This window comes from Alteromonas sp. 38 (genome assembly GCF_902506055.1).
Classification (GTDB): Bacteria; Pseudomonadota; Gammaproteobacteria; order Enterobacterales; family Alteromonadaceae; genus Alteromonas; species Alteromonas lipotrueae.
In genome coordinates this window covers 1,667,259-1,690,942 of sequence record NZ_LR733300.1, presented here as the reverse complement: position 1 = coordinate 1,690,942, position 23,684 = coordinate 1,667,259, and the positions used below count along the sequence as shown (strand labels likewise).

The 23,684-nt window shown below is 43.5% G+C and carries 25 protein-coding genes; 13 read left to right on the top strand and 12 right to left on the bottom strand.

Going from position 1 to position 23,684, the window contains the following annotated elements; translation table 11 throughout:
• Positions 1-252 precede the first annotated feature (252 nt).
• On the top strand, positions 253-1,002 hold the full coding sequence (gene cysZ, locus FLAVO9R_RS07290) for a sulfate transporter CysZ (protein ID WP_126872387.1): 750 nt from the start codon (positions 253-255) through the stop codon (positions 1,000-1,002).
• Between the two features lie 4 nt (positions 1,003-1,006).
• On the opposite strand, the gene FLAVO9R_RS07285 is transcribed toward cysZ, so the two are convergent.
• Positions 1,007-2,761, bottom strand: a complete 1,755-nt coding sequence (locus FLAVO9R_RS07285) for a tetratricopeptide repeat protein (protein WP_232370603.1) — start codon at positions 2,759-2,761, stop codon at positions 1,007-1,009.
• A 13-nt stretch (positions 2,762-2,774) separates the two neighbouring features.
• The gene (gene nlpI, locus FLAVO9R_RS07280) at positions 2,775-3,668 is read right to left on the bottom strand and encodes a lipoprotein NlpI (protein ID WP_159530071.1); all 894 of its coding nucleotides are present in this window, start codon (positions 3,666-3,668) and stop codon (positions 2,775-2,777) included.
• Positions 3,669-3,797: 129 nt separating this feature from the next.
• Between nlpI and cdd the strand changes: the two genes are divergently transcribed.
• Positions 3,798-4,205, top strand: a complete 408-nt coding sequence (gene cdd / locus FLAVO9R_RS07275; RefSeq protein ID WP_159530069.1) for a cytidine deaminase — start codon at positions 3,798-3,800, stop codon at positions 4,203-4,205.
• Between the two features lie 179 nt (positions 4,206-4,384).
• Here the strand turns inward: cdd and FLAVO9R_RS07270 are convergent, their stop codons facing one another.
• Genes FLAVO9R_RS07270 through FLAVO9R_RS07260 form a run of 3 tightly spaced genes read right to left on the bottom strand, consistent with a single transcriptional unit; the run spans position 4,385 to position 6,265 of the window.
• A complete protein-coding gene (locus tag FLAVO9R_RS07270) occupies positions 4,385-4,999 on the bottom strand; it encodes a hypothetical protein (RefSeq protein ID WP_159530067.1) in 615 nt (204 codons plus the stop codon).
• Entirely contained in the window at positions 4,996-5,562 is a 567-nt protein-coding gene (locus FLAVO9R_RS07265; protein ID WP_232370602.1) for a sigma-70 family RNA polymerase sigma factor, read from the bottom strand. Before FLAVO9R_RS07265 ends, FLAVO9R_RS07270 begins: the two co-directional genes overlap by 4 nt.
• A gap of 52 nt (positions 5,563-5,614) precedes the next feature.
• Positions 5,615-6,265 (bottom strand): energy transducer TonB, encoded by a 651-nt coding sequence (locus FLAVO9R_RS07260; protein ID WP_159530065.1) that lies wholly within the window; start codon positions 6,263-6,265, stop codon positions 5,615-5,617.
• A gap of 334 nt (positions 6,266-6,599) precedes the next feature.
• Here FLAVO9R_RS07260 and FLAVO9R_RS07255 point away from each other — a divergent pair, with 334 nt between their 5' ends.
• Together FLAVO9R_RS07255 and FLAVO9R_RS07250 are read left to right on the top strand one after the other, a co-directional pair.
• Complete coding sequence (locus FLAVO9R_RS07255; protein WP_159530063.1) at positions 6,600-7,703, top strand: NADH:flavin oxidoreductase; 1,104 nt, start codon at positions 6,600-6,602, stop codon at positions 7,701-7,703.
• A 215-nt stretch (positions 7,704-7,918) separates the two neighbouring features.
• Positions 7,919-9,112: an MFS transporter gene (locus tag FLAVO9R_RS07250; RefSeq protein ID WP_159530061.1), complete on the top strand. Its 1,194-nt coding sequence runs from the start codon at positions 7,919-7,921 to the stop codon at positions 9,110-9,112.
• Between the two features lie 128 nt (positions 9,113-9,240).
• Here FLAVO9R_RS07250 and FLAVO9R_RS07245 read toward each other — a convergent pair whose 3' ends face one another.
• The 4 genes from FLAVO9R_RS07245 to FLAVO9R_RS07230 all read right to left on the bottom strand — a co-directional run bounded on the left by FLAVO9R_RS07245 (position 9,241) and on the right by FLAVO9R_RS07230 (position 10,889).
• Positions 9,241-9,525, bottom strand: coding sequence for a hypothetical protein (locus tag FLAVO9R_RS07245; RefSeq protein ID WP_013783897.1), 285 nt, complete (start codon positions 9,523-9,525; stop codon positions 9,241-9,243).
• Positions 9,526-9,642: 117 nt separating this feature from the next.
• On the bottom strand, positions 9,643-9,945 hold the full coding sequence (locus tag FLAVO9R_RS07240) for a hypothetical protein (protein ID WP_013783896.1): 303 nt from the start codon (positions 9,943-9,945) through the stop codon (positions 9,643-9,645).
• Between the two features lie 272 nt (positions 9,946-10,217).
• Positions 10,218-10,427 (bottom strand): hypothetical protein, encoded by a 210-nt coding sequence (locus tag FLAVO9R_RS07235; RefSeq protein WP_159530059.1) that lies wholly within the window; start codon positions 10,425-10,427, stop codon positions 10,218-10,220.
• Positions 10,428-10,562: 135 nt separating this feature from the next.
• Positions 10,563-10,889, bottom strand: coding sequence for a YceK/YidQ family lipoprotein (locus FLAVO9R_RS07230; protein WP_159530057.1), 327 nt, complete (start codon positions 10,887-10,889; stop codon positions 10,563-10,565).
• A gap of 409 nt (positions 10,890-11,298) precedes the next feature.
• On the opposite strand from FLAVO9R_RS07230, the gene atpD reads away from it, so the two are divergent.
• Genes atpD through FLAVO9R_RS07185 form a run of 9 tightly spaced genes read left to right on the top strand, consistent with a single transcriptional unit; the run spans position 11,299 to position 18,199 of the window.
• Positions 11,299-12,708 carry a F0F1 ATP synthase subunit beta gene (atpD, locus tag FLAVO9R_RS07225; RefSeq protein ID WP_159534469.1) on the top strand — a complete coding sequence of 470 codons (1,410 nt, stop codon included), beginning with the start codon at positions 11,299-11,301 and terminating at the stop codon, positions 12,706-12,708.
• The gene (locus FLAVO9R_RS07220) at positions 12,698-13,087 is read left to right on the top strand and encodes a F0F1 ATP synthase subunit epsilon (protein WP_159530055.1); all 390 of its coding nucleotides are present in this window, start codon (positions 12,698-12,700) and stop codon (positions 13,085-13,087) included. The genes atpD and FLAVO9R_RS07220 overlap by 11 nt, the downstream gene beginning before the upstream one ends.
• Positions 13,088-13,091: 4 nt before the next feature.
• Positions 13,092-13,502, top strand: a complete 411-nt coding sequence (locus tag FLAVO9R_RS07215) for an AtpZ/AtpI family protein (protein WP_159530053.1) — start codon at positions 13,092-13,094, stop codon at positions 13,500-13,502.
• A gap of 14 nt (positions 13,503-13,516) precedes the next feature.
• Entirely contained in the window at positions 13,517-13,843 is a 327-nt protein-coding gene (locus FLAVO9R_RS07210; protein ID WP_159530051.1) for an ATP synthase subunit I, read from the top strand.
• A complete protein-coding gene (locus FLAVO9R_RS07205) occupies positions 13,833-14,543 on the top strand; it encodes a F0F1 ATP synthase subunit A (RefSeq protein WP_159530049.1) in 711 nt (236 codons plus the stop codon). Before FLAVO9R_RS07210 ends, FLAVO9R_RS07205 begins: the two co-directional genes overlap by 11 nt.
• Complete coding sequence (locus FLAVO9R_RS07200; RefSeq protein WP_013783888.1) at positions 14,543-14,821, top strand: F0F1 ATP synthase subunit C; 279 nt, start codon at positions 14,543-14,545, stop codon at positions 14,819-14,821. Before FLAVO9R_RS07205 ends, FLAVO9R_RS07200 begins: the two co-directional genes overlap by 1 nt.
• Positions 14,822-14,824: 3 nt before the next feature.
• Positions 14,825-15,691 (top strand): F0F1 ATP synthase subunit B family protein, encoded by an 867-nt coding sequence (locus FLAVO9R_RS07195; protein ID WP_159530047.1) that lies wholly within the window; start codon positions 14,825-14,827, stop codon positions 15,689-15,691.
• Between the two features lie 9 nt (positions 15,692-15,700).
• Positions 15,701-17,269 carry an alternate F1F0 ATPase, F1 subunit alpha gene (locus FLAVO9R_RS07190; protein WP_159530045.1) on the top strand — a complete coding sequence of 523 codons (1,569 nt, stop codon included), beginning with the start codon at positions 15,701-15,703 and terminating at the stop codon, positions 17,267-17,269.
• A gap of 15 nt (positions 17,270-17,284) precedes the next feature.
• Positions 17,285-18,199 carry a F0F1 ATP synthase subunit gamma gene (locus FLAVO9R_RS07185; RefSeq protein WP_159530043.1) on the top strand — a complete coding sequence of 305 codons (915 nt, stop codon included), beginning with the start codon at positions 17,285-17,287 and terminating at the stop codon, positions 18,197-18,199.
• 29 nt (positions 18,200-18,228) lie between these two features.
• Here FLAVO9R_RS07185 and FLAVO9R_RS07180 read toward each other — a convergent pair whose 3' ends face one another.
• The 3 genes from FLAVO9R_RS07180 to FLAVO9R_RS07170 form a co-directional block, all read right to left on the bottom strand.
• Entirely contained in the window at positions 18,229-18,771 is a 543-nt protein-coding gene (locus FLAVO9R_RS07180; protein ID WP_159530041.1) for a DinB family protein, read from the bottom strand.
• 8 nt (positions 18,772-18,779) lie between these two features.
• On the bottom strand, positions 18,780-20,750 hold the full coding sequence (locus FLAVO9R_RS07175) for a tetratricopeptide repeat-containing sulfotransferase family protein (RefSeq protein ID WP_159530039.1): 1,971 nt from the start codon (positions 20,748-20,750) through the stop codon (positions 18,780-18,782).
• A 119-nt stretch (positions 20,751-20,869) separates the two neighbouring features.
• Positions 20,870-23,578 (bottom strand): TonB-dependent receptor, encoded by a 2,709-nt coding sequence (locus FLAVO9R_RS07170; RefSeq protein WP_159530037.1) that lies wholly within the window; start codon positions 23,576-23,578, stop codon positions 20,870-20,872.
• Positions 23,579-23,684 lie beyond the last annotated feature (106 nt).

Here is a 23,684-nt window from a genome sequence, read left to right as displayed (position 1 = left end):
TAAAGCTACGTAACAAGATGCGCCCCGTTGATATGGGTTAAATGTTATAAAAGAAATATTTAGCGTATTGGCTAAGTGCATTAGGAAGCACATTTTTATGGTTTTTATTATGCTTGGACTTTACCAAATCTAACAGCTTGTAACAATTACCATTTCGTTTGCGTTAGGGTGTTACGTATAATGTGTAAATAACTATGTTTTAGTAAAAGCTTTAGTAAAACCGTCTTAGTAAAACCGAGCACTGGAGTAATGATGAGTTCGCGAAGTGGTATACATTATTTTTTTGAAGGGTTTTCATTAATCAAAACTAAAGGCTTAAAACGCTTTGTTTTTGTTCCTTTGGCTATCAACATTCTGCTTTTTTCCGCCGCATTCTATTTTCTATTTGGTCAAATTGAATACGGCATAAGCTATGTGATCAACCTAGTGCCTGAATGGCTGGGCTGGATTAAAACAGCAGTGAATTTCTTTTTATGGCCGTTAGCGGTGTTAAGTGTACTGCTTATATTTGCCCTGATATTTGGCACACTTGCAAACTGGATTGCTGCGCCTTTTAATGGTGTATTATCAGAAAAAGTTGAGCGCCACTTAACTGGGCAAGCGATGGGTGACGATGGATTACTCGACCTTGTAAAAGACATTCCTCGCACCTTGGGCCGAGAATTCACAAAACTATTTTGGTATATCCCTCGTGCTATAGGCTTCTTAATACTGTTTATATTTGTGCCTGTGTTCGGACAAATTCTGTGGTTCTTATTTTCAGCCTGGATGATGGCAATTCAATACTGCGATTACCCTTACGATAACCACAAAATTGATTTCAAGCGTATGCAAAATCATCTATCGCAGCATAAAGGCAAATCGATGTCCTTTGGCATTATGGTGAATATCTTTTCACTTATTCCCGTGGTGAACTTTATTGTAATGCCAGTCGCCATCTGTGGCGCTACATCAATGTGGGTCAGTGAACTACGTGATGAAGCATTAAGAAATCGGGTTTAACACTCTATTCTTCGGTATTGGTTTTAGCGTCTGTATTCGCATTGGTAGCAGCATCGGCTGCTGCCTCCCCCGCATTCATTTCACCACTCGCCTTGTGGCTTTCGTAGGCTGCAAGCCATTGCCCGGCCTCTTGGGGTTGTCCGCTTTTATGAAAAGCCTGAAATAAGTTCATTGAAATAGGCCGCTGCGCCGCAGGGTTTGCCAATTGCCCTTGCCACAACGACAAATACAAATCGGGTATGACACCACTATCATGGTGCTCCATAAATGTGATCACACGGCTAGGCTTGTAACTAGTGACATTAATTGCACCACAGGTTTTAGCGGTACCTACCCGTAAAGGTAAAAATTTTTCTTTGGCTTTTGTTTCCCAGCGATTCACCGTGTTTTGAGGATAATAAGCAATGGCGCCGTCCATGGTAAGATTAGGCGGTGCAAACGTGTTTAACCCTTCTTTGGTGCAGTAACGCCTTGCGGCGTTGCGTGACAACGCATATTCATCAATAAAACCAGCGAAGTGCGCCAGTTCGTGTACCATCACCGAGTAAGCATCGCTTATATCTAAGTACATCACCCCATTTTGAACATTGGCTTTGCCCTGCTCCGATACCACGATGGCATGGGTAACATCCCGAGCCTTAACAATTGGCGCCAGTGGCTTCACGTTGCAGGCAAGATTACCTTGCCCTTGAAAATTAGCGTTACAATCAAGCACATTATTTTCAAGCCATAAAGGCGGCGCGATACATAGTGGCAGTTCACTCAACCGCTCATCGTTCACATAGTCTTTATATAACTTATCAGCACGAGCAATTGTGGCCAAAGAAGTGGCCACAAGTTGTATTCGCTGGTGACACGCCGTATTCGTTTGCCATAAATATTGAGGTACATTTGAAGGTGTTGTTGGGCTATAGCGCTTGATGACAGACGCCATCTGCTGCGCTAATTTATGACCTTCCTTAGCGGCGCGCTGAATAAATACCTTTGCGTCGTCACGATTATTTTCATCCCACAATAACCTGCCGTACTTAAAAGCACTTTGCATATCATCCATGGCCGTTTTTTGAAGCCAAGGTTTTGCCAATTCTGGTTGAGCGTGTAACAGATACCAATCAGCGAGTGCAGCTTGAGCAGGCATATAGCCTTGTTCAGCCGCTCTAATTAACCATTTCTCTCGTTTTTCTGGGTTCTCAGTCGCCATGGCAAAGGCGAGTTGCGCTTCGGCGACATTACCAAGGGCAGCTAAACGAACCAGCCGATCTGAAGCGGCCTCCTCACCTAGTAATTGGTATAACGCCCATGCTGCGTCAGCATTATTAATTGAGGCTAACTGCTCAAGCCAATATTGGGCATTATTTTTAGTTGCTACATTGATAAGAAGGTGTTGTGCTTCTTCGCTGGCATTGTCGTTGCCCTGACTTGTACCAGATTGTTCATGATTTTGCGCCGCAAGCCATAGCAGCGCGTAAACGCTTTGCTTTAACGGCCGAGCTTTATTTGATGAAAGTGAGTTACTCGCGGGAGCGCTAGCAGTTGAATCAGCGCTGGCTGAATTAGAGCTAAGTGGATCAGAACCGGCTTGTTCGGGTGCCAATGCATCAGATAACTTAGGCTCGGTTGTAATAGGTTCGGCTAAGAGAAATTGCTTATCATAAGCGTGTATTGCCGAGGTAGCATTACGCACTAACTGCTGCGTGTAACGGCCGCTGTCGCCCGCTATCAGCAACAGCGCTATTATCGCTAATGTTAATCCACGCATTGTCTAGACGCTGTTACTCTTCAGCGTCTGACGAACGTTGACGAAGACGGTTAAGCTCCATTCGAGCGTAACGATGTTCAACATAATCAAAGACGTTGGTGCTCAGCGCCAACTTAAAATAGTTAGAAGCGATACCATTGTTGCCATCTTGGCTATGGTACTTACCTAAATAAAAGTACGCTTCACACAGCCTATCAGTTAATGCTTTTTGACTCTTTACACCGTCGAGTAGCGAATTAAGCACTGCGTTTTCATCAACCACGCCTAAAAATAAATCGGTTAGTGTGGTGGCCCAATGTTCATTATTTAATTCTGGGCGAATAGCCGCTAAATAAGCCTGACCTTCTTCTGGCGATAAATCGTAATGGGCAAAATACGCCCACAAGGCACGAAACGGGTCAGAATTATCCTTTTGTAAAAACCGGCCTAAGTCTTCTATAGCCAATTCCGATCTACCGCCGTAATACAAGGCAATGCCACGGTTCAAAAAAGCGAAATCATATTCAGGGTTAATTTCTAGCGTAGAATCGAAAGAATCGTAGGCTTGTATAAAGTCACTTTGCTGAATGTAGTGAATGCCCATAGAGTTATAGGCTTCTGCAAAATCGGGCTTAAGGTTGATAGCCTGACTGTAATCAAACTGTGCTAACCCACCTAACCCAACGCTGTCGTATAGCATTCCGCGTTGTAGGTGAAGTTCTGCTTTGTCTTCATCAGACAAGGCGCTGCTACCCAAAATTTGATTGTAACGGGCAATAGCCATTTCAGAGCGAGGATTAACTGGCGCTGGCTCTGCTAACAGTAAATTACCCATTTGTGGCTGGCGAGAAACTTCTGGAGTTTGTGCACAACCGCCTAAAATACCAACAAGTATGAAAAAAAAGATGAGACTAACGTTTCGACGCATGGTAAAAAAGCATTCTTAAGTAAGAAAAAACATCCCGCGTTACAGATGCGTAAGCGGCTTTATATGCCGCCAACCTTCTCGCATTTAGTGTAAAAAGTAAAGTTATAAGTCGGGAGAATGTAGGTAGTTATGGATAATAAAAAGATAAAAAAACTAATAGAACAAGCACAAGAAGTACAACAACACTCGCACTCCCCCTATTCTAATTTCAAAGTGGGTGCAGCTGTACTTACTGAGTCGGGTGATATTTTTGCAGGCTGCAACGTAGAAAGTGCCGCTTACCCTCTTGGGCAATGTGCTGAGGCTAGCGCCATTGGAAATATGGTTAGCCACGGCCACAAACGCATTCAATCTATTGTTGTGGCAAGTCAGAACGATGAATTTTGCTTTCCTTGTGGAGGCTGTCGACAAAAAATTGCAGAATTTGCCCCAGACGATACCCCTGTGGTGATGGTCACTAAATCGGGTAAAACCCACGAAACCACCATTGGTGAACTACTGCCTAATGCGTTTAGAGCGCACGATTTAGGCAAGTAGTTAGGTTTAGGCTTGATATTTAGGTATAAGGTCTTACGCGGTTATTTTAAATTTTATAAAGCCGCGTAAGGCTTACGCTTTTCACCCGTGATATTCTATGTTTCATCCCCCCCCCTTTTATTTTTATGCATTGCTTAATTCACGCTCAACCCAAGTGCTTTTTTAATGACTAGATCTTGTCAGCACATTTTCGGCGCAGCAGAACGAGTAATATTTAAGATCAATCCATTTTGATTGAACGCTAATGCTACTTGGTCACCAATTTCAATGCCTGTGGCAATACGCTGATGCGCTCTCATACTCGCGACAAGATTATCAGATAGGGTTATTTGCTTTGACGAGCAATCTACTAACGTCCATTGATTATTGATGTTCGTAAGTGTCGCTACGCTTGTTCTTACCGCATTCAATGTGGCTAGCTGTTGTTCGTAAGCTCTGCTGTAAGCCTTATATTTTCTGTTGTAATCGTTACTATCTACATCGGCTATTTCATCGCTAAAACCGTGTATTTCAAGTGCAACATCTATAGTGGCGATATCTGCAGTATTGCTTACCTGGCTGTTAAAATCGTAAATGCCTACCAATATCACCAAAACAAAAGCAGCCGCACCAAATGCAAACCAGTCCTTATGCCAACTTCCTACAAGTTGCCAAAAGCGTGAACCTTGCCCAAAACGTGAGTATTCATGGTGTTTTGCATTATTTATTAACTTACGTTTAATGCGACCTGGCACTTTGCGTTGGTTTTTACTGTGCTGATATGCCTGACCGAAGTGTTCATTTTCGTCGTTCATGATTGTGACTCCAATGCTTTTTTAAGCTTTTCCCTTGCATAACGAAGACGTGTTTTCACTGTCTCATGAGGGACACAACAAATTGTACTTATCTCGTGTACGCTAAACCCTTCTTGCTGTAAGGAAAATGCTTCTTTCTGCTCGAAGGGTAACCGCTTTAACAGTTGGTGAAAGTCAGGTACCTCATCTAACGGATTACTATCAGACACCAAGCTTTCAACCTGATTACAATGGTTACTTTGTTGATATTGCTTTCTACGTTCATCTAGCAGGGTGTTGCGGCCAAGGGTGAAAAGCCAGCCCAGAAATTTTCCTTCCTGGCGATACAAGTGCTTTTTTTCTATTACCTTTAGCCACGTTTTTTGAGTTATATCTGCCGCCATATCTGCGTTACTCAACACCAGCAAATAGTAATACAATGCATTGCTATGTTGATCGTATAAACGAGATAACGCTTTAGGTTCCCCCGTACGCGCATATCGTTCCATTAAGCTTTCATCGCTTAAGGGTGCACTGAACCAATCTTTTACCGATATCAGCAGCCCTGCTCTGGCATAACTCATACGCGCTCCCTTATTCACCTTGAAGAACTAAGTAAAAACCAATCAAAACATGCTATTGACGAGCGGATTCAAAACGAAAATCTAATACAACAAACATATCATGTTGAGCCACTGGCACACCATTTTCTATTTTTGGTTTATATTTCCATTTTGACAAGGCTCTGCGGGCTGCACTGTCGAACACACGCTTGGGCTCGGCGCTAATAATATGAATATCTTGTACCGTACCATTTGACGCTACCGTAAAACCTAATTTCACCCATCCTTCTATACCATCTCGCAACGCCTCTTGGGGAAAAGAGGGATCTACTCGAAATTGCGGTGAAGCTTGCATATCCTTTTGTCCACTTTGAAAATTAGGATTTATATTCACCGTATTGTTGGTAAATTGAGGGGTAAACTTAAACGTTGTATCAGTATCATTGGGCGTAGGATCTGCTTTAGGTATTTCCATAGGCGGCTGAGCTACAGGCTTCTCCATGGGTTTTATAGGCGTACGTACAATCACTTTAGGATCGTCCAACGTCAGTACAATCGGCCCAACAGTTTGATACTCCGTCACTTTACCCCCAACCTGTTCGTTCTCTATCAATTTAGCCATAACGGCAAATAAAACAAAGGTGATAACTACACTCACTGCTATGTAAATAAGTGGCTTAACGCTGAAGGGGCGAAGTACATCATGTTCTGTAAAAGTGTTCATATTGCTCTCCCGTTTTCTTACATAACGAAACGCGATGGCAAAAGGGGTGAATTCTTTTTATATTTAAATTAAAACTGCATGCGGGCAACCACTGGTATGACCATTCAGATTGATAAATTGACTCTTCTTCATGTGCTAATACTATATTCAGTCTCGTAGACCGGTGAAACCTGAGCAGCTTACGCTTATTAATGAACGCTTATCAATAAGCTACGAATGCGCTAAAGCGGCTTGCTGACGTTTCCCAAATAAATTTTGCTGCGTTGATTGTTCGTTTAAAAACCTATCGAGTTTTTAAACACATTTTGCGCACTACTATGGAATATAACTGCCCATGACCACTAACACTCAAGCGTTATTTACCCCTTTTAAACTTAAAGGGCTATCGGTAGACAACAGAATTGTAATGGCACCGATGACTCGCGAATTTTCTCCTGAAGGGATTCCTACCACAGAAGTTGCTGATTACTATCGCCGCCGGGCAGAAGGTGGAACAGGACTAATTATCACCGAAGGCACTACGGTAAACGATCCGGTAGCCAATATGAGCCTTCGGATTCCGGTCTTTCATGGTGACAAGGCGCTTGCCGGTTGGGAAGAAACCGTAAAGGCGGTACATGATGTTGGTGGTAAAATTATGCCTCAGCTTTGGCACGTAGGAATGGCTCGTGTTGCTGAAAAAGCCCCTTTCCCAGAACTGCCTAGCGCAGGCCCTTCTGGCTTATTTAAGCCTGGTAAGCAAGGCGCAGAGCCAATGACTCAACAACATATTGAGTCTGTAATCGGTGCTTTCGCAACCGCTGCGGCAGATGCTAAACGCATTGGTTTTGATGGTATTGAAATTCACGGCGCACACGGCTATTTGATTGACCAGTTTTTCTGGAGCGGCACTAACGAGCGCACCGATGAATGGGGTGGCAGCATGGCGAACCGTGGTCGCTTTGCGGTAGAAATTATTAAAGCGATCCGCGCCGCAACCTCACCTGATTTTCCCATTGTGCTTCGTTATTCACAATGGAAACAACAAGATTACACAGCACGCCTAGCAGAAACACCGCAATTACTTGAAGAATTTTTAGCGCCGCTTAGCGATGCAGGAGTAGATGTTTTCCATTGTTCACAGCGCCGTTACTGGGAAAATGAATTCGAAGGTAGTGATTTAAACCTAGCAGGATGGACCAAAAAGCTTACCGGTAAGCCAACGATTACCGTAGGTTCAGTAGGTCTTAACGATGATTTCTTTGGTGCGTTTACGGGTAAAGGTTCTAACACGCGTGCTATCGATGATTTGATTGAACGTTTAGAAAAAGGCGAGTTTGATTTGGTAGCCGTAGGCCGCGCCCTACTCCAAGATGCCAGTTGGGCAAATAAAATCAAAAACAACCAGCTTGATGAACTAGAGGAATTCTCAGGGAAAGCCCTCGCGTCGCTTACATAAGCAGTTATACAAGCTCGTGCATAGGCAGTTCCATAAGCATTTATATTAATGTTTGTGGAACCTTTGCGCGTTCACTCAATAAATTCGCTAATGTTCTGGCTGACTTGCTCGCTAACATACGTGCACGTACATAGGATTGTTTAAGTGGCAACATCCAGAATGGCTGACAACACTACACTCATCATTGACCGTTTAACCAAGCAGTAATCTTCACTATGACACAACCCATGCCGTCTAATAAGTTAGCTAAAAATACACTGCTATTAGCCGCAGCTGCCATTGGTTTTGCGCAAACCGTTCTGTTCGCAATTTTAGCACCGCTGGGTAGAGAAATTGGCCTAATAGAAGTGCAAATTGGCGCCATTATTTCTTGCTCATCTCTCACATTATTTTTAATCAGTCCTTTGTGGGGGCGTGCTAGCGATCGCTGGGGTAGACGGAAAGTACTCTTAATAGGATTGTTTGGTTATTCTGCGGGTACTTTGGTTTTCGCGGGTGTATTCCAAGCTGCACTATTAGGCCTTCTAGCTCCTTTAGCAGCGCTTGTCTTACTTATCATTACGCGAGTGGGCAATGCCACGGTAATGGCTGCTGTATCGCCTTCAGCAAGTGCCTACATGGCAGATATCACTACGGTAGAAGAGCGAGTAAAGGGGATGGGCGCGCTAGGTGCTGCAACCAATATTGGCTCAATTTTGGGGCCTGCCATTGGTGGGTTGTTGGCCAGTATAAGTTTACTTACGCCGCTTTACTTTTCTGTGGGTGTAACCGTTGCCGTCGCGGTATTAGCCATGTTCTCTTTGCCCGTATTGCCTAAGCCTACACATACTTCAGCACCCAAGAAGCTTAAATACACTGATCCTAGAATATTTCCATTAATAGTAGCAGGCGTATTGTTGTTTATGGGCTTTGCCATCGTTCAGCAAACTATAGCCTTTCGGTTTCAAGACACCTTCGGACTAAACAGCACCCATACCGCCAAAATTGTAGGCTTCAGTTTAATGATTTCTGCCGCATCTGCGTTGTTGGTTCAAATGCTGGTTATTCCTCGATTAAAGCTTCGCCCTTTCACCTTATTACGGCTCTCAATGCCCATCATGATGATAGCGTTTGCTATCTTAGCTTCTGGTGAAACTAAACTTCAATTTATGTCAGCCATGTGCGTATTGGGTTTGGGGTTAGGCATAGCGGGGCCGGGTTTTATGGCTGGGGTATCGGTAGCGGTATCATCAGATGAACAAGGTGCTGTAGCAGGCATCGCTGGCGCCTGCCCACCTTTGGGGTTCGCAGTAGGCCCGCTTTTAGGCTCATATCTTTACGCTATAGATGCCTCGCTGCCCTACTGGTTTTCGTTCAGCTGTTATTTGTTGGTGTTTTTCTTCACGCTAAAATTTAAAACACGCCATTAAAACAGGCTATGGCATTAACTGGGCTCACTACTTTCTACTGGTCACTTCTAGTGGTAACTTTCTACTTAAATCGTTTTACTAACGTCTATGTAAGGCTCTTGATAAACAACAGCGCTGCTAAACATGCGCTATTTTCTGACCACAATCTCTTCGGCTTCTGTTACCGTTTTTGCGTCGGCCCGTTCAATAACTTTAAGTAATGTAGTTTGAATAGTTTCATCGGTTCTTGCGTCAGTCTTGCTGGCAAACTTCTGCTCTTGTGGCGCAACGCCTTCTTCGGCAATAAATCCCATCACTACTTCGTTTGCACAATCAGGCGTTTCGCCATAATACGTTAAAGTAATTTGTGGGTAGCCTTGAAATCCTTTCTTTACCCTTTTAGCAATGCGTTTTGTCGATTTATCTAAATTCATAATAGCTCTGGTAGGTCATTGTTCTAATGTTCAAAGCATTACATGTAACCTGTTCAATGTCGCAGGTTATTTACTAATAAATACCTAATTCACGGTAACTGGCATAACTGTTGGCTATTAAAAGTGGGTTATTATGAACAAGAAAGCTGATACAACGACGGCAAGGCCCACCAATGCACACCATGCATTACTGTGCTGATTACTACTACGGCCACCAAAATTTCGGCCTTCACTTTCCCGTCCGTTCTCACTTTCTGAGCGCCGTAGATTATTTTGTTTTGGGTATCCGCCAAACGTGACCGCTTTGCAAATAGGCCAACCTACCCAATAGCAAACTGTCCAAAAAAACAATTCAATAATTAGGTAACCAGCTGCCCTGAAGAGACCTTTGGCTACTTCCCCTACAATAACTTCTTCCATCATCATTCCCACGTGTATGTGACGCAGTTTGAGCCGCTTATAGATGCTTCTAGGTGAATTGAAAGCGACACGCCCGCTGCATTTAGCTTAAGAGCAGCATAAGCAATAGCTGCTTTGCTGACAAAGAGTGAGGTGTAACGAGATATGTTGCGTGCCTTTCTAGGTGTAGTCTTTCTAGGCGTAATCTAGAAGCTCAAAAATGGGCGTATAAGTTTGTGCTACTAAATTGCGCTAAACGAAAGCTTTAGCGGGCATGCTTCGTTAATCCAAGGTTATGTTTTTGACGTTTGCACATCGTTTTTTAGTACCAGTACGATTAGCAATATAATTGCTAACGGCGGCACGAGTGCAGCAAAGAAAGCTACGACTGCGGTAAGATTAGGCGATTGGGTTTTTCGCTTCCCTAAGTAATAGCCAAGCGCAGCCATGAGTAAAGCAAATACAACAATAACTTGCCCAAACAATGTCGCATTGATATTCATAACAAGCGTTCCATTTTATTATCTTAGTAAAATCAACCTTAGCGGAGGCGATGGACGTCTTACCATCGCCTTTACGTAAAGTTGAATATTTTTACACGAGGAGTTAAACGATAAAGAAGCGAGTGAAAGTGTAGCTTAGTTAACGTTAATGCTGCCTTTGTCTATCTGTTGTACTGCGGTGTATGGAATAACAATAGTGTCAGCCACAATAGAAAACGCTGCATCAATAACAAAGAAAGGGACATTCCCAAACGTAGAACCGATATTTTCACGTCGGCTTGGTTCACCGTTTAACAAACATATATTGTATGAAAAACCACTATATACACGAGGTATTTCTTCGCAGTAACTTTTCTTACCTTGATGTTCAATTTGAACATGGTTGTTGTCAGGAGAAATTGTTTTCACAGTCGCACAAGAGCAACATGCTAAAGATAAGATGGCGAGAGGTAAAACTTTCATATACTACTAATTCCATTTATTAAGTAAGCATTATCAAACTAATGCTGATTTCATCAAGAGTTTCATTAATCACCGGCACCATTAATCACCGGTCACCTTAGCGAACGGCAATGAGGGGTATCATTGCCCGGCCCAATACCCGATTAAGATACCCAATTAAGATACCCGACTAAAATTCACGACAAAGGCGTGAGTCATATTCATTTTTTAATGTTATCACTGCCTGGAGTTCATATTCAAATCCGATGCAGTTTAATCATTAAACTGTTATGTATTTAAATCAAACATTCAAAATGTTTGATAAAGGTCAAATTGTTCAATAAATAAACGACGTATTCTATTGGTGTGATAGCATCTTTTATTGAGCGAGCATCAAGTGACACATTCAACCAAAGAACAAATAGATGCGATGCATGTTGGCGTTATTGTGGCGGTAAGAGGGAGTATTGTTGATATCCGTTTTACTAATCAACTGCCAGACATCCACACCATCATTTACGCTAATGACGGTAAAATAACGTTAGAAGTGGTTTCTCAACTCTCGGCAGAAAAGGTACGCACTATTGCGCTAACGCCTACCCAGGGCTTAGCTCGCGGTATGTTAGTAAAAAGTTCACAAGGCCCGCTAAAAGTGCCCGTTGGTCCTTCAATACTCACCAGAATGTTCAATGTGTTTGGTGAAGCTATTGATGGCAAACCCTTTATTAATAACACAGAGCGGCGCAGCGTTCATCAATCCCCTCCTCCCCTTGTTAGTATTTCCAGCCAGCTACAGATATTTGAAACCGGCATAAAAATCGTTGATGTTCTGTGTCCGCTTGAGCGAGGCGGAAAAGCGGGCCTATTTGGTGGCGCTGGCGTGGGCAAAACCGTTTTGCTCACCGAAATGATCCACAACATGGTAAGCCACCAACAAGGCGTAAGTATATTTTGCGGTATAGGCGAACGCTGCAGAGAAGGTGAAGAGCTTTATCGCGAGATGAAACAGGCTGGAGTGTTAGACAACATGGTTATGCTATTCGGGCAAATGAACGAACCTCCTGGAAGCCGCTTTAGAATAGGTCACAGCGCGCTAACCATGGCTGAGTACTTTCGTGATGACGAAAAGAAAGATGTGCTATTACTCATCGACAACATATTTCGATTTATTCAAGCGGGTTCTGAAGTGTCTGGCCTAATGGGCCAAATGCCATCACGAATGGGTTACCAACCCACCCTCGGCACTGAATTATCAAGTTTAGAAGAACGTATCGCCAATACACAAAACGGTGCCATTACGTCTATTCAAGCAGTCTATGTACCTGCTGATGACTTTACCGATCCAGCAGCGGTGCATACTTTTTCTCACCTATCAGCAACCTTAGTACTATCACGCAAACGCGCTAGTGAAGGCTTTTATCCTGCCGTCGATCCGTTGCAGTCAAGTTCAAAACTAGCTACGCCTAATGTGGTTGGTGATAGACATTATCAAATAGCACAACAGGTTCGTCATATTCTTGCCCAATACAATGAATTAAAAGACATCATTGCCATGTTGGGGTTAGAACAGTTATCTAAAAGAGATCGAAATGTTGTGGCAAGAGCCCGTCGATTAGAGCGCTTTTTTACTCAACCATTTTTCACTACCGAGCAATTTACTGGCATGAAAGGAAAGTTCGTGACTATCGAACAAGCATTAGAAGGTTGCGAACGCATTTTAAGCGGTGAATTTGACGAGCATCCCGAAAGCGCGTTGTACATGATTGGCGATATTAATGACGCGATTAGCGGTCATAAAGCACCTAAAACAGCATCAGATGAGGCACATCATGCAGGTTAATATTCTTTTACCCAATCAAATATTTGCCCAGCTTTCAGGCATCAGCAATCTGATTGTTGAAACCCCTTCAGGAAGTTTTGGCATTCTGCCTCACCGTTTAGATTGTATCACCCCCTTGGTACCAGGAATTTTAACTTATCAATGTAATAACCAATCCCCGCAGTTTATTGCTATTGACCAAGGGGTGTTAGTGAAAACGGGAAAGCAAGTCTCTATTTCCGTTAGAAGAGCAATAAGTGGGAAATCCCTTGAAACCTTGCAACAAGCGGTTACCCAAGAATTTATTCATCTGGATGAAGAGCAACAAGCCCTGCGGGCTGTGTTAGCTAAGTTGGAAACCGGGTTTCTCAAACAATTTTCATCACTGTCTCAGCAGTAGCTTTATGGATAAACCACCCATTAAAGCTAAAAACAATAAAACGCCACGCTCACAGAACATGTCTCATCAAGTAGAAAAGAAAGTGGCATTAAAGTTATATGCTAAGCGCCATAAACACCCAGGCGTGTGGTTTGGATTAGGGTTAATGGGTATTGTGGGTTGGTCTGTAGCACTTCCCACACTTTTGGGTATTGCATTAGGCATTTGGCTTGACGCCAGTATTAGTGATTCTCGCGCTTATACGCTTATATTTTTGCTGGCAGGGTTAACGTTGGGCTGTTTTATTGCGTGGAATTGGGTTAGCAAAGAGTATGCAGCAATGCATAGCCCTACCGTCACCATGAAGGCCAACACTAAGGCTCCCACTAAGGCAAACACTGTGCCCAAAACGAAAACAAGTAAAGAAAACGAATAAGGAGCTACTTAGCAATGATACCCATCGAAAATTTAAGTTTAACCTCACTTATTTTGCCTTTTCTAATAGGCACAATGCTAGGTTGCTGTTTTTTCTATGCCCTGTGGTTTACCGTGAAAAAAGGCATGAATGCCACGCAGCCAGCGCTATGGTTCTTAAGTAGCTTATTGCTACGCATGGGGACGGCAATCAGTGTTTTTTACTGGGTGGGTAATAATGATATTTGGCGTCTATCAGCCTGCTTGGCAGGTTTTGTGATAGGCAGAATATTAATGACTAAAATCACTAATAACGCCAATCCTACCGGCGCAGAAAAAGGAGCACTACATCATGCACCTTAGCCCGGATGAAATTGTGTATTGGCAATATGGCGTAATTAAACTGAGCGCTACGCTTGTTTTTACTTGGGTCATTATGGCGATACTGGTGGTTAGCGCCTATTTTATCACTCGTAACCTCAATAAAAAGAATCACCGCTCACGCTGGCAAAATGCCTTAGAAATAATAGTCATCACCATCAATGACCAAATTTCAGATGCAGGCTTAGATAAGCCGCGACGCTACATGGGGTTTCTGGGTACATTGTTTTTGTTCATTGCAATGGCAAATCTATTGACTATTTTCCCTGGATTTGAGCCGCCTAGTAGCTCCCTATCCACCACCCTTGCGCTGGCTTTTTGTGTATTTGTATCTGTGCCTTTTTACGGAATAAAAAACAAAGGGGTGAAACAGTATCTACTTTCTTACACGGAACCCACGTATTTCATGTTGCCCTTCAATATTGTAGGCGAGTTGTCACGCACCCTAGCCCTTGCCGTACGCTTGTTTGGAAACATGATGAGTGGCGCCATGATCTTAGCCATTCTACTGGTTATTTCGCCGCTAATTTTTCCTGTTGTTATGTCACTGCTTGGCCTGCTGACCGGTATGGTTCAAGCCTATATCTTTTTTGTATTGGCATCGGTTTACATTGCCGCTGCCAGCACGGTTAGTGCGAAAGCCTCCCTTACCCTAACGCCACCACAACAAAAGGCAGAATAATGGACAGTCTTACGTTAATAGCAATTTGCTCAATTATCACCGCAGGTCTTACCATAGGTATTGGTGTGCTGGGGCCATCGCTTGCAGAAGGAAAAGCAGTTGCCAGTGCGCTAAACGCGCTTGCCCAACAGCCCGATGCGTCGCCCACCATTACCCGTACTTTATTTGTAGGGCTCGCCATGATTGAGTCAACTGCTATCTATTGCTTTGTAGTCTCAATGATTGTGTTATTCAGTAACCCGTTTTGGAATTATTTTATTGCCCAAAATGGAGGCTAAACCATGCCTATCGATTGGTTTACTGTTATTGCACAAATTATCAATTTTTTGATATTAGTGTGGCTGCTTAAGCGCTTTTTATACCAGCCTATTCTTGATGGCATTGATGCCCGTGAACATAAAATTGCTAGTGTTCTATCTAATGCCGAGACCCAAAAGAAACACGCAGAGAACCTTGAAGCTCAATATAAAGAAAAACTAACCAATATAGATGCTGAACGTTCAACCATTATTGAATTAGCCAAAGCAGAAGCACACAAAGCAACCTTAGCCGCCTTACAAGATGCAAAAGCACAAGCCGATGCGTTATCAATAAAACGCACCAATGCGCTGAATACTGAAATTCAAATGTTACAAAACGAAGTGATTGATAAAAGCGTGAAAGAAGTGTTTGCCCTTAGTCGTAAGGTAATAAGCGAACTCGCAGACCAACAACTTCAAGATAAAATGTTCGACAAACTTTTATCGCACCTTAAGGCCCTTAGCGAAGTGCAACACCATGAGTTATGCCTAGCTATCAAAAAAAACCAAGGGCATGCCACAGTACGTAGTATCGCCCCTTTATCACAACCACAATGTGAGCACCTAAAAGCATGTTTAGAAGACATACTAACTGACCACCCCTCCCAACGGGCTACTGAACAGGCTGGCGGCGATAGCCTGACTATAACCCTCAACTTAGTGGTAGACCCTCAGTTAATTGCGGGTTTAGCACTTAGCTTTGGCGGTTGGAAACTCAGTTGGAGCGCTAATGAAATGTTGAGTGCATTGCAGCACGAGGTAGAGCTGTCTATTGATGCTCAGTATGAAGACAATGGCGCAAATATGCCCGCCGACAACGAACACCATTCGTTAAGCGCTAACCGTTAAGGTCATAACATGAACGACGCTAACAACAATGCCTTAAAAAAACGCTATCAATATGTGTTCAATCAACTTGAGTATATTCGAGAATCGCATATTCCGGATTTCAGCTTACAAGAGATGGGCACCGTTGAAAGCGTATCCGCTGGCATTGCTATTGTGTCAGGCTTATTCGGGGCTGGTTTTGAAGAATTACTGCTTTTTCCGAACGATATTTACGGTATAGCATTTAATATTGATGAGCATGAGATTGGCGTCATTATGCTAGGTGACTACACAGCGCTGCATGCGGGTGATGAAGTAAAACGCACCGGCCGCGTGATGGATATAGCCGTGGGCAATGAGTTGATAGGCAGAGTTATCGATCCATTAGGCAATGCGCTAGACGCTAAAGGTAATATTGTTACCCGCGAACGGCTCCCCATTGAACGACCTGCGCCAGACATTATGTCACGTTCCCCTGTTACAGAGCCTCTACAAACCGGTGTAAAAGCATTGGATGCGTTGTTACCCATTGGTCGTGGCCAGCGAGAATTAATACTGGGCGACCGTCAAACGGGCAAAACAGCGATAGCTATCGACACTATTTTAAATCAAAAAGACGAAAACGTACTTTGCATTTATTGCGCCATAGGGCAAAAATCGGCGTCTGTGGCCAAAACCATCACCACATTACAACGCAACCAGGCATTAGAATACACAGTGGTTATGGTAACAGAAGGAAATGATCCCCCCGGGCTCGATTACATTGCACCTTACGCGGCAACCAGCATTGCCGAGTATTTCATGCAACAAGGTCACGATGTTCTTATTGTTTACGATGACTTAACGCAGCATGCGCGCTCTTATCGTGAACTATCATTACTCCTTCGCAGACCACCTGGACGCGAAGCATTTCCAGGCGATATTTTTTATCTGCATTCACGGCTGTTAGAGCGTGCCACACACCTAAACGAAGCACTAGGTGGCGGCTCACTCACCGCCCTGCCTATCATTGAAACTGAAGAGCAAAATATGTCGGCTTATATACCGACTAATTTAATCTCTATTACTGATGGGCAAATATACTTATCGCCTACTTTATTTTCTCTTGGTGTGCTACCCGCAATAGATGTAGGGAAATCGGTATCTCGTGTTGGCGGCAAAGCACAGAAACCAGCGTTTAGAAAGGTTTCAGGTGCCCTAAAGTTAGCGTATGCCCAATTTGAAGAACTAGAAACCTTTGCACGCTTTGGTGCACGACTAGACTCCGATAGTCTTTTGGCTATTGAACACGGCCTACGCATTCGAGCTTGTATGAAACAAGCGGAATCTCATCCCTTTTCAGTAGCCGCACAAATTGCCATTTTACTTGCTCTTACTAAAGGGCTGCTCGATACCGTTTCACTCAGGTTAATTGATAGCGCACAAGGTTCAATCATTGATGGGCTTGGTACGCTCGCCCCAGTATTGTATGAAAAATTAGCAACAGCACAGCCATTATCCGATGAAGAAAGCGACACTGTAATAACGATGATAAAGACAAAACTGGCAAGTGTGGCATCAACTTCGGATGTTAAAACGCTATCTGTCAACGAGCGCTAACATGGGAGAGCTAACATGGGAGAGTTAAGCAGCGGCTTACAGCGCAAAATTAATAGTGCCAATGACTTAAAGTCGGTGGTGAGAACTATGAAGGCAATGGCAGCAGCGAATATTAGCCAGTATGAAATGGCGGTTGCAGCACTTGATGATTATTACAAAACTGTACAGCTCGGGTTAGTTGCTTATTTTCATAGTAATCAAATAAATAGCAAAGCAGTAAACTATTCAACAGTGAACAAAACAACGTCTTTAGGCAAGGTAGGGTTCATCGCCATTGGTTCTGATCAGGGACTAGTCGGTAAATTCAACGACGCCTTGGTTTCCCATCTGCTTAACACTATGAACACGCTGCCAGGCGAAAAGCGGGTGTGGGCTATTGGTGAACGTATTCAAACTCACTTAAGTAGTTTGAATATACCTCTTGAGCAGCCTTTTGCGCTCCCTAGTTCAATTAATGCAGTAACAGGGCTGGTCACTTCATTGCTGCAAGAAATAGAAGCACTGCAGCAATCAAATGAACTATCTGCACTACACATTGTATTTAATCGTAGTTTACCCAACGCAAAATACGAGGCATGTAGTCAGAAGGTATTGCCGCTTGATAGCGAATGGCATCAAAAGCTAATCGTAACGCGTTGGCCTTCCCGCTGTTTACCTCAGTTGCTTACTGATACAAAGAGAACGTTTAGTGCATTAATTGGCGAGTATTTATTTTCTACCTTGTATAGGGCATGCACTGAATCATTGGCTAGTGAAAACGCAAGTAGATTAACTGCTATGCAACGTGCCGAAAAAAATATAGAAGAAATTCAAACCGAGCTTTCCCGACAATTTCACCGCCAACGGCAGCAAGGCATTGATGAAGAGCTTTCCGACTTAGTGAGTGGGTTTGAGGCCCTGTCTGAAAATTATAGAGATGCCAATTTTTGAAAAGCAAAATGAGTTGTTTGTTTAACAACTTAGGTGTTTTTAATCTCAGGGATTAGCTCCAGTAAATCGGTCGCCCCTACATCTAAACCGCGCTGCGATAGTAAGGTAGTAATTTGCCCACGGTGATGTGTTTGATGGTTGAATAAGTGCTGTATAAGCTGACCGAAGTTTTTTGTATATGGTGAGCCCGTAGTATCTCGAAATGACAAGTCAGTCGTTAGCACTTCGCTTGATAATGCATTGGCGAAGGCCACAATAGACTCATCCACTTTTGCTCTTACGGTACGAAGTGCTGTTAAATCCTCAAAAAGCATTTCATCTAGCGTTTTAGGAAGTGGCATTGCCACTACGCAGTCTAACTCGTTGAACTTATCAGGATGCTGTGCAAATCGCTGAAGCCAAATAATATCGGCAACCAATATGTGGTTAAGCGTGCCTAAGATAGATCCAAAAAAAGCCCCCACATCTTCACTCAATGCGGCTGGGCTCAATTGCGATGCAGCTGAATATACAGACTCGTTCATCCACTGATTGTATTGAGCCATCAATGTGAAGCTATTTTTTAAAGACATAAACGTTCCTAAGACATGTTGCTTCGTTTAGTTAACGCCAATTTAAGTTCATCTAAGTACCCTTCAAACGGTTTCCACTGCTGCATACCCGTTTTGTATATTGGCTGGCGTACTTGTTCTGAACTTGGGGTTTTAATCACTCGTTTGGTTTCATAGAAAGACAAACAAGCAGGTTCAAATGGCAAGCCACAAAAATCAAGAATACGATGTACTTGTCCTTCCAAATCTTCAAGCACATCTTCGTGCTGTACAGTAAGAATGTGATCGGGCAATACCTTATGCCAGTGGTTCATTAGCTTTTCATAAGCGCAATAATAACGGCCAATATCATCTAACGAATAGCTGAACTCCTGCCCTTCCCCGAATAACTGCTTAAAGCCACTGAAACAACAATCCATGGGGTCGCGTCTAGCATCAATAATTTTCGCGTTCGGTAAAATGCGCTTTATAAGCCCAATATGTACAAAGTTATTCGGCATTTTATCAATAAAGAAAGGCGCTGCTTGGCGATACGCTTGAGTTTGCGCCATGTATTTTTCGCCAAGGGCAATGCACGCTTCATCAGATAAATCGGCAAGATTATACGGGTACGCTTTCTTTTGATTACTTAAGCTAGAGGCAATGCCTAAAATATCATGTAGCTCCATGGTGCCATCTACCATAGAGTGAGACGCCAAAATTTGCTCTAGCAACGTAGAGCCCGCCCTTGGCAAGCCAACAATAAAAATAGGATCTGGTGCATCACAACCACTAAATTCACTCATTAATTCGGCATCGCAGGCCAATGCTTGCGCTTCAAGTGCCGCTTCTGTGCGGGTAATGTCGAATCGATGCGTGCGCTTTTTAAGGCTGTTACCTTTAGCATAATAATCAAACGCTTTGTCGGCCTGCTTGGCATCTTCAAAGCCTTTCCCTAGTGCAAAGCAAAGGTGAATTCTGTCGTCTAGCTTTGTCGTTTCTAACGCTTCTTGAAGTTGCATAACCGCCAAGGCGTTATCATCAAACCGATAAGTTTTCGTGTTAGCTAGGCTCCAATACGCATCGCCAAAATCAGGTGCGAAGTCGGCGGCTTTTTCATAAGAAGCAATGGCCTCTTTCACGTCTCCCTTTGCTTTTAACGAATGCCCGAGGGCAACCCACAGTGCGGGGCGGTCTTGTTTATCGGCCAGTAAGCTATGATAAATACCAATCGCTTCTTCTAACTCACCTACACCCACGAGAGCATGGGCTAAACTTACCTTTATAGAAAAGCTATTTGACTGTTGTGCTAAGCGCGCTCGTGCAACCTTTGCGGCTTGCGGAAATTTGCCCAGTTTTGCCAGTAGCCCCTGATAAGCCGCTTGGGCTTTATCGTTTTCAGGGTAAAGTGCAACACAGCTTTCTAGTAAAAACTCAGCATCGTGATACACCTTTAGCTGTACGCCTAATTCTGCCAGTAGCATCATTGCTTCAGGGTGATGTTTGTTTTTGGCTAAAAACTGACGGCAGACCTGCTCTGCTTTATGCAATTGACCTTCGTGCATAAGGTCGTGTGCGCCAAGCAAGGGTTTGGGCAAGCTTTGCAGGAAACTGATGTGCTGCTGCGCTAATAGAAGGGCTTGGGGTTGATTGTCACGCTGATATACCGCTTCAAGTTGCTGCCACGCAGCTAATAACGCTGGATTAAAACGGGTTGCTTGATAAAAAGCATTGGCAGCTTCGCTGTGGGCATTGTCGCGAGCATAGCAGTAGCCCAACTCTTGAAAGCCTCTACCATAATCAGGGAACAAGCCGACTAACTGTGAAAGCGTAGTAATAGCATTTTTGATATTCCCGGATAGTCGGTACGCCACTGCCATGACATACATGGCTTCGCGGGTTGCATCTTCGCTGGGTTTAGCATCAAGAAACTGCTTACTCTGCGCAATAACATGCTGATGATTAGACTGCATCAAACTTTGTTTTAACGCAGAAAGGGTTTGTTGTTCTTGTGAATTCATAAATACAGCATGCCTAAAAACATAAAAAAACGGCATACCCTAAGGAATGCCGTTTTAGGTAGGTGTAACATGTTACATCAAACTCAAATTACACCAAAGTCAGATTACACCCAATGGGCTTAGTAGTAATCGTAAGAGAAACGAACACCAATAGTGCGTGGACGATTCGTTACTACCTTAGGTGTAAACTGCTGAGTATCAATATTTAATATCGCGCTTTCATCAAACACGTTATCAACATAAAGCTCGGCTTTCCAGACATCGTTAGTCACACCAACGGCTAGGTTAGCTAGCATGTAAGATTCTTGTACGTAACGGCCACCTTCAAATACGTCACCGTTAGAGTCGGTGTAGGTTACCCCTTCGTAAACATCAGCATGCTTCTCAATTTTAAGGCCAGAACCTGTGCCGTAAATAAGTTGCGTCGCATCTTCCATTACGTAAGCGTCCATTACCATGCCAGCATAACGGTCACCCGTGTAGCTTACAGAGCCATTCACATAACCACGCTTGTCACCTTCTAGTTCGAAGAAATAACGCGCGTTGATGTTACCCGAGAAGCCTGCAGAATAAGGAAGCTCAGAGCCTACACCCGCGGCAATGCCTTCTAGTTCAGAATTTACGCTGGTTAGTTCAGTATTTAATAAACTAAATGCTGCGTTAATCACTAAGTCGTCTGTGGCTAACCAAGTAATGTCAGCATCCAAACCTTGAATCTCTGCATCACCAACGTTGTCGGTAAATACTAAGAAAGAAATGTTAGTTGGGTCGAAACGTGACGTTTGTAAGTCAGAAATTTCAGAGTAATACGCTGTAGCGTTTACACGTAGAATACCGTCTAAGAAGTCACCCTTCACACCTAACTCGTAATTATCGAGGGTATCTGTGGTTGAGTACACTGGAATCCGGAAGTTTTCAAATGCACCGTTTTGGTTTTTCGCCAAACCACCACCAACACGGTTGGTTACTGGCGGACGGAAACCTTCTGAATAGTTAGCAAACAATAGAACATCATCGTTAACTTTCCAATCTAGTGAGAATTTGAAGATAGTATCGTCAACGGTAAGTACACCATCGCTACCAAGCAAATCTGTTTCTAGCTGACCACTAGCAATAGCAGCATTTACTGCATCTGGGTCTAGGCCTACCGCAGCTAGCTCATCTGGGTCAAGTGAACCAAATGCTTTAACACGACGTGTTACGTCAACGGTAGAGGTTGAACCTGTGTAGATATCATCTATTTGATACCAACGGGCACCAACACTCGCGGTTAGTGAATCGGTAATATCGTATTCAAACTGACCAAATACAGCAATTTGCTCAACGGTATGGGTAATATCGTTGATAAAGCTAATTTCGGATGGGAACGGGCCTCCATCGCTGTTTATACCATCAGTACCTACTAGGGTTTTTTGTAGGTTGTTGAAGCCGTATTGTGTAAGCTCGCCGTCAGTATTAGCAATTTTGAACTGCCCTACTGTTGCCACTTCCTGGTCATCATAGAACAAACCAGCCGTTACGCGCCAAGGTGTATCCATGGTAGTCACAAAACGAAGCTCGTGAGTTGAACGGGTTGTGGTTGTATCTTCTCTAAAATACTTGGTTGGATCTAGACAACGCTGATCTTCAGCTTCAACGCCAGACTCATAGTGGTTACACACATAATACGCTGCGAAAGCACCGCCATTGGTGTAGCCCGTGTAATCAGCTAAGGTATCGATTTCACGATCTAAATAACCACCTGTGTACACAAGGTCTAGTTTTTCTAAACGACCTTCTAATGTCCAAGTCGTTAATCCGAACTCATCTTTGTTTTCTTCTTGAGCAAAACGAATTGCTGAGCTTTCGCCTTCAAGGGTTGGGTCGTAAGCAAATACACCTTCAGTATCTAACGTTTGTTGGGTGTGCTGAACTAGCAAATCCCAATCATCATTAAATTCATACAACAGACCAAAACGAGCACCTGTGTACAAAGCATCGTTGAAATCATCTTCAACTAACGCATCGTTCTGAGGTGATACTACAGAGGCTTCTTCGTTTGAATTGATAGCAGGGTTAGTTACGCGGTTTTGATCCATAGCAACCGGATCAGCAAGTGGGCCGCCAGAGATACGGTCGATAACTACCGCGCTTCCAATGTAACCACCTTCGCCTGGCACGTTCATCACGTTATCAATCCAGCCGCCTTGCTTATCGTTGTAAGCCGCAACGCGGAAACCTAACTTGTCGGTAAGTGGCATATTGAAGTAAGCCGTTACCGAGTTACTCATTTCACCGCCTTTGGTGAAACCAATATTGGTATCAAAACCAGCACCAAAACTGTTTAGGTCGGGTTTATTCGTGATCAAACGAATTGTACCTGCCTGAGAGCTTGCACCGAACAAAGTACCTTGTGGCCCAGGTAAGACTTCAACACGCGCAACGTCAGTAGCGTACACGTCTAGGTTACGACCAGCCATTGATACAGGCTGTTCATCTACATAGAAAGCAACGGAGGGTTGTAATGCTTGAACTGAAGATAACATGATATTTGATTGGGTAGTTGCCGCGCCACGAATATAAATTTCGTTTTGGCCCGGGCCTGTGCCCTGAAACACTACGTTTGGAAGGAATTCAACGTAGTCTTGAAAATTATCAATGCCTAAATTTTCGAGTGCTTTACCATTAAGTGCAGTAACGGCGACAGGTACATCTTGGATAGATTCGGCGCGTTTAGTGGCTGTAACTTCTATAGTTTCAAGTTTCGCTGGCGCTTCAGATTCTTGAGCGAGCAACGGTGAAGATGCCAATGCAGCAACAATTGCACAGCTAAGCTGAGTTTTACGCATAATGTGTGTTTTCCCTATTAGGTGATTTTTTATTCTTTGAACAGTGTTTACTTAAAACACTTATCAATAATAACATTTCTATTAACCCACAAACCAAGATTAATTT

Coding starts and splice junctions, on each gene's coding strand:
- cysZ (WP_126872387.1), top strand. CDS start 253: ATGAGTTCGCGAAGTGGTATACATTATTTTTTTGAAGGGTTTTCATTA.
- FLAVO9R_RS07285 (WP_232370603.1), bottom strand. CDS start 2,761: ATGCGTGGATTAACATTAGCGATAATAGCGCTGTTGCTGATAGCGGGC.
- nlpI (WP_159530071.1), bottom strand. CDS start 3,668: ATGCGTCGAAACGTTAGTCTCATCTTTTTTTTCATACTTGTTGGTATT.
- cdd (WP_159530069.1), top strand. CDS start 3,798: ATGGATAATAAAAAGATAAAAAAACTAATAGAACAAGCACAAGAAGTA.
- FLAVO9R_RS07270 (WP_159530067.1), bottom strand. CDS start 4,999: ATGAACGACGAAAATGAACACTTCGGTCAGGCATATCAGCACAGTAAA.
- FLAVO9R_RS07265 (WP_232370602.1), bottom strand. CDS start 5,562: ATGAGTTATGCCAGAGCAGGGCTGCTGATATCGGTAAAAGATTGGTTC.
- FLAVO9R_RS07260 (WP_159530065.1), bottom strand. CDS start 6,265: ATGAACACTTTTACAGAACATGATGTACTTCGCCCCTTCAGCGTTAAG.
- FLAVO9R_RS07255 (WP_159530063.1), top strand. CDS start 6,600: ATGACCACTAACACTCAAGCGTTATTTACCCCTTTTAAACTTAAAGGG.
- FLAVO9R_RS07250 (WP_159530061.1), top strand. CDS start 7,919: ATGACACAACCCATGCCGTCTAATAAGTTAGCTAAAAATACACTGCTA.
- FLAVO9R_RS07245 (WP_013783897.1), bottom strand. CDS start 9,525: ATGAATTTAGATAAATCGACAAAACGCATTGCTAAAAGGGTAAAGAAA.
- FLAVO9R_RS07240 (WP_013783896.1), bottom strand. CDS start 9,945: ATGGAAGAAGTTATTGTAGGGGAAGTAGCCAAAGGTCTCTTCAGGGCA.
- FLAVO9R_RS07235 (WP_159530059.1), bottom strand. CDS start 10,427: ATGAATATCAATGCGACATTGTTTGGGCAAGTTATTGTTGTATTTGCT.
- FLAVO9R_RS07230 (WP_159530057.1), bottom strand. CDS start 10,889: ATGAAAGTTTTACCTCTCGCCATCTTATCTTTAGCATGTTGCTCTTGT.
- atpD (WP_159534469.1), top strand. CDS start 11,299: ATGCATGTTGGCGTTATTGTGGCGGTAAGAGGGAGTATTGTTGATATC.
- FLAVO9R_RS07220 (WP_159530055.1), top strand. CDS start 12,698: ATGCAGGTTAATATTCTTTTACCCAATCAAATATTTGCCCAGCTTTCA.
- FLAVO9R_RS07215 (WP_159530053.1), top strand. CDS start 13,092: ATGGATAAACCACCCATTAAAGCTAAAAACAATAAAACGCCACGCTCA.
- FLAVO9R_RS07210 (WP_159530051.1), top strand. CDS start 13,517: ATGATACCCATCGAAAATTTAAGTTTAACCTCACTTATTTTGCCTTTT.
- FLAVO9R_RS07205 (WP_159530049.1), top strand. CDS start 13,833: ATGCACCTTAGCCCGGATGAAATTGTGTATTGGCAATATGGCGTAATT.
- FLAVO9R_RS07200 (WP_013783888.1), top strand. CDS start 14,543: ATGGACAGTCTTACGTTAATAGCAATTTGCTCAATTATCACCGCAGGT.
- FLAVO9R_RS07195 (WP_159530047.1), top strand. CDS start 14,825: ATGCCTATCGATTGGTTTACTGTTATTGCACAAATTATCAATTTTTTG.
- FLAVO9R_RS07190 (WP_159530045.1), top strand. CDS start 15,701: ATGAACGACGCTAACAACAATGCCTTAAAAAAACGCTATCAATATGTG.
- FLAVO9R_RS07185 (WP_159530043.1), top strand. CDS start 17,285: ATGGGAGAGTTAAGCAGCGGCTTACAGCGCAAAATTAATAGTGCCAAT.
- FLAVO9R_RS07180 (WP_159530041.1), bottom strand. CDS start 18,771: ATGTCTTTAAAAAATAGCTTCACATTGATGGCTCAATACAATCAGTGG.
- FLAVO9R_RS07175 (WP_159530039.1), bottom strand. CDS start 20,750: ATGAATTCACAAGAACAACAAACCCTTTCTGCGTTAAAACAAAGTTTG.
- FLAVO9R_RS07170 (WP_159530037.1), bottom strand. CDS start 23,578: ATGCGTAAAACTCAGCTTAGCTGTGCAATTGTTGCTGCATTGGCATCT.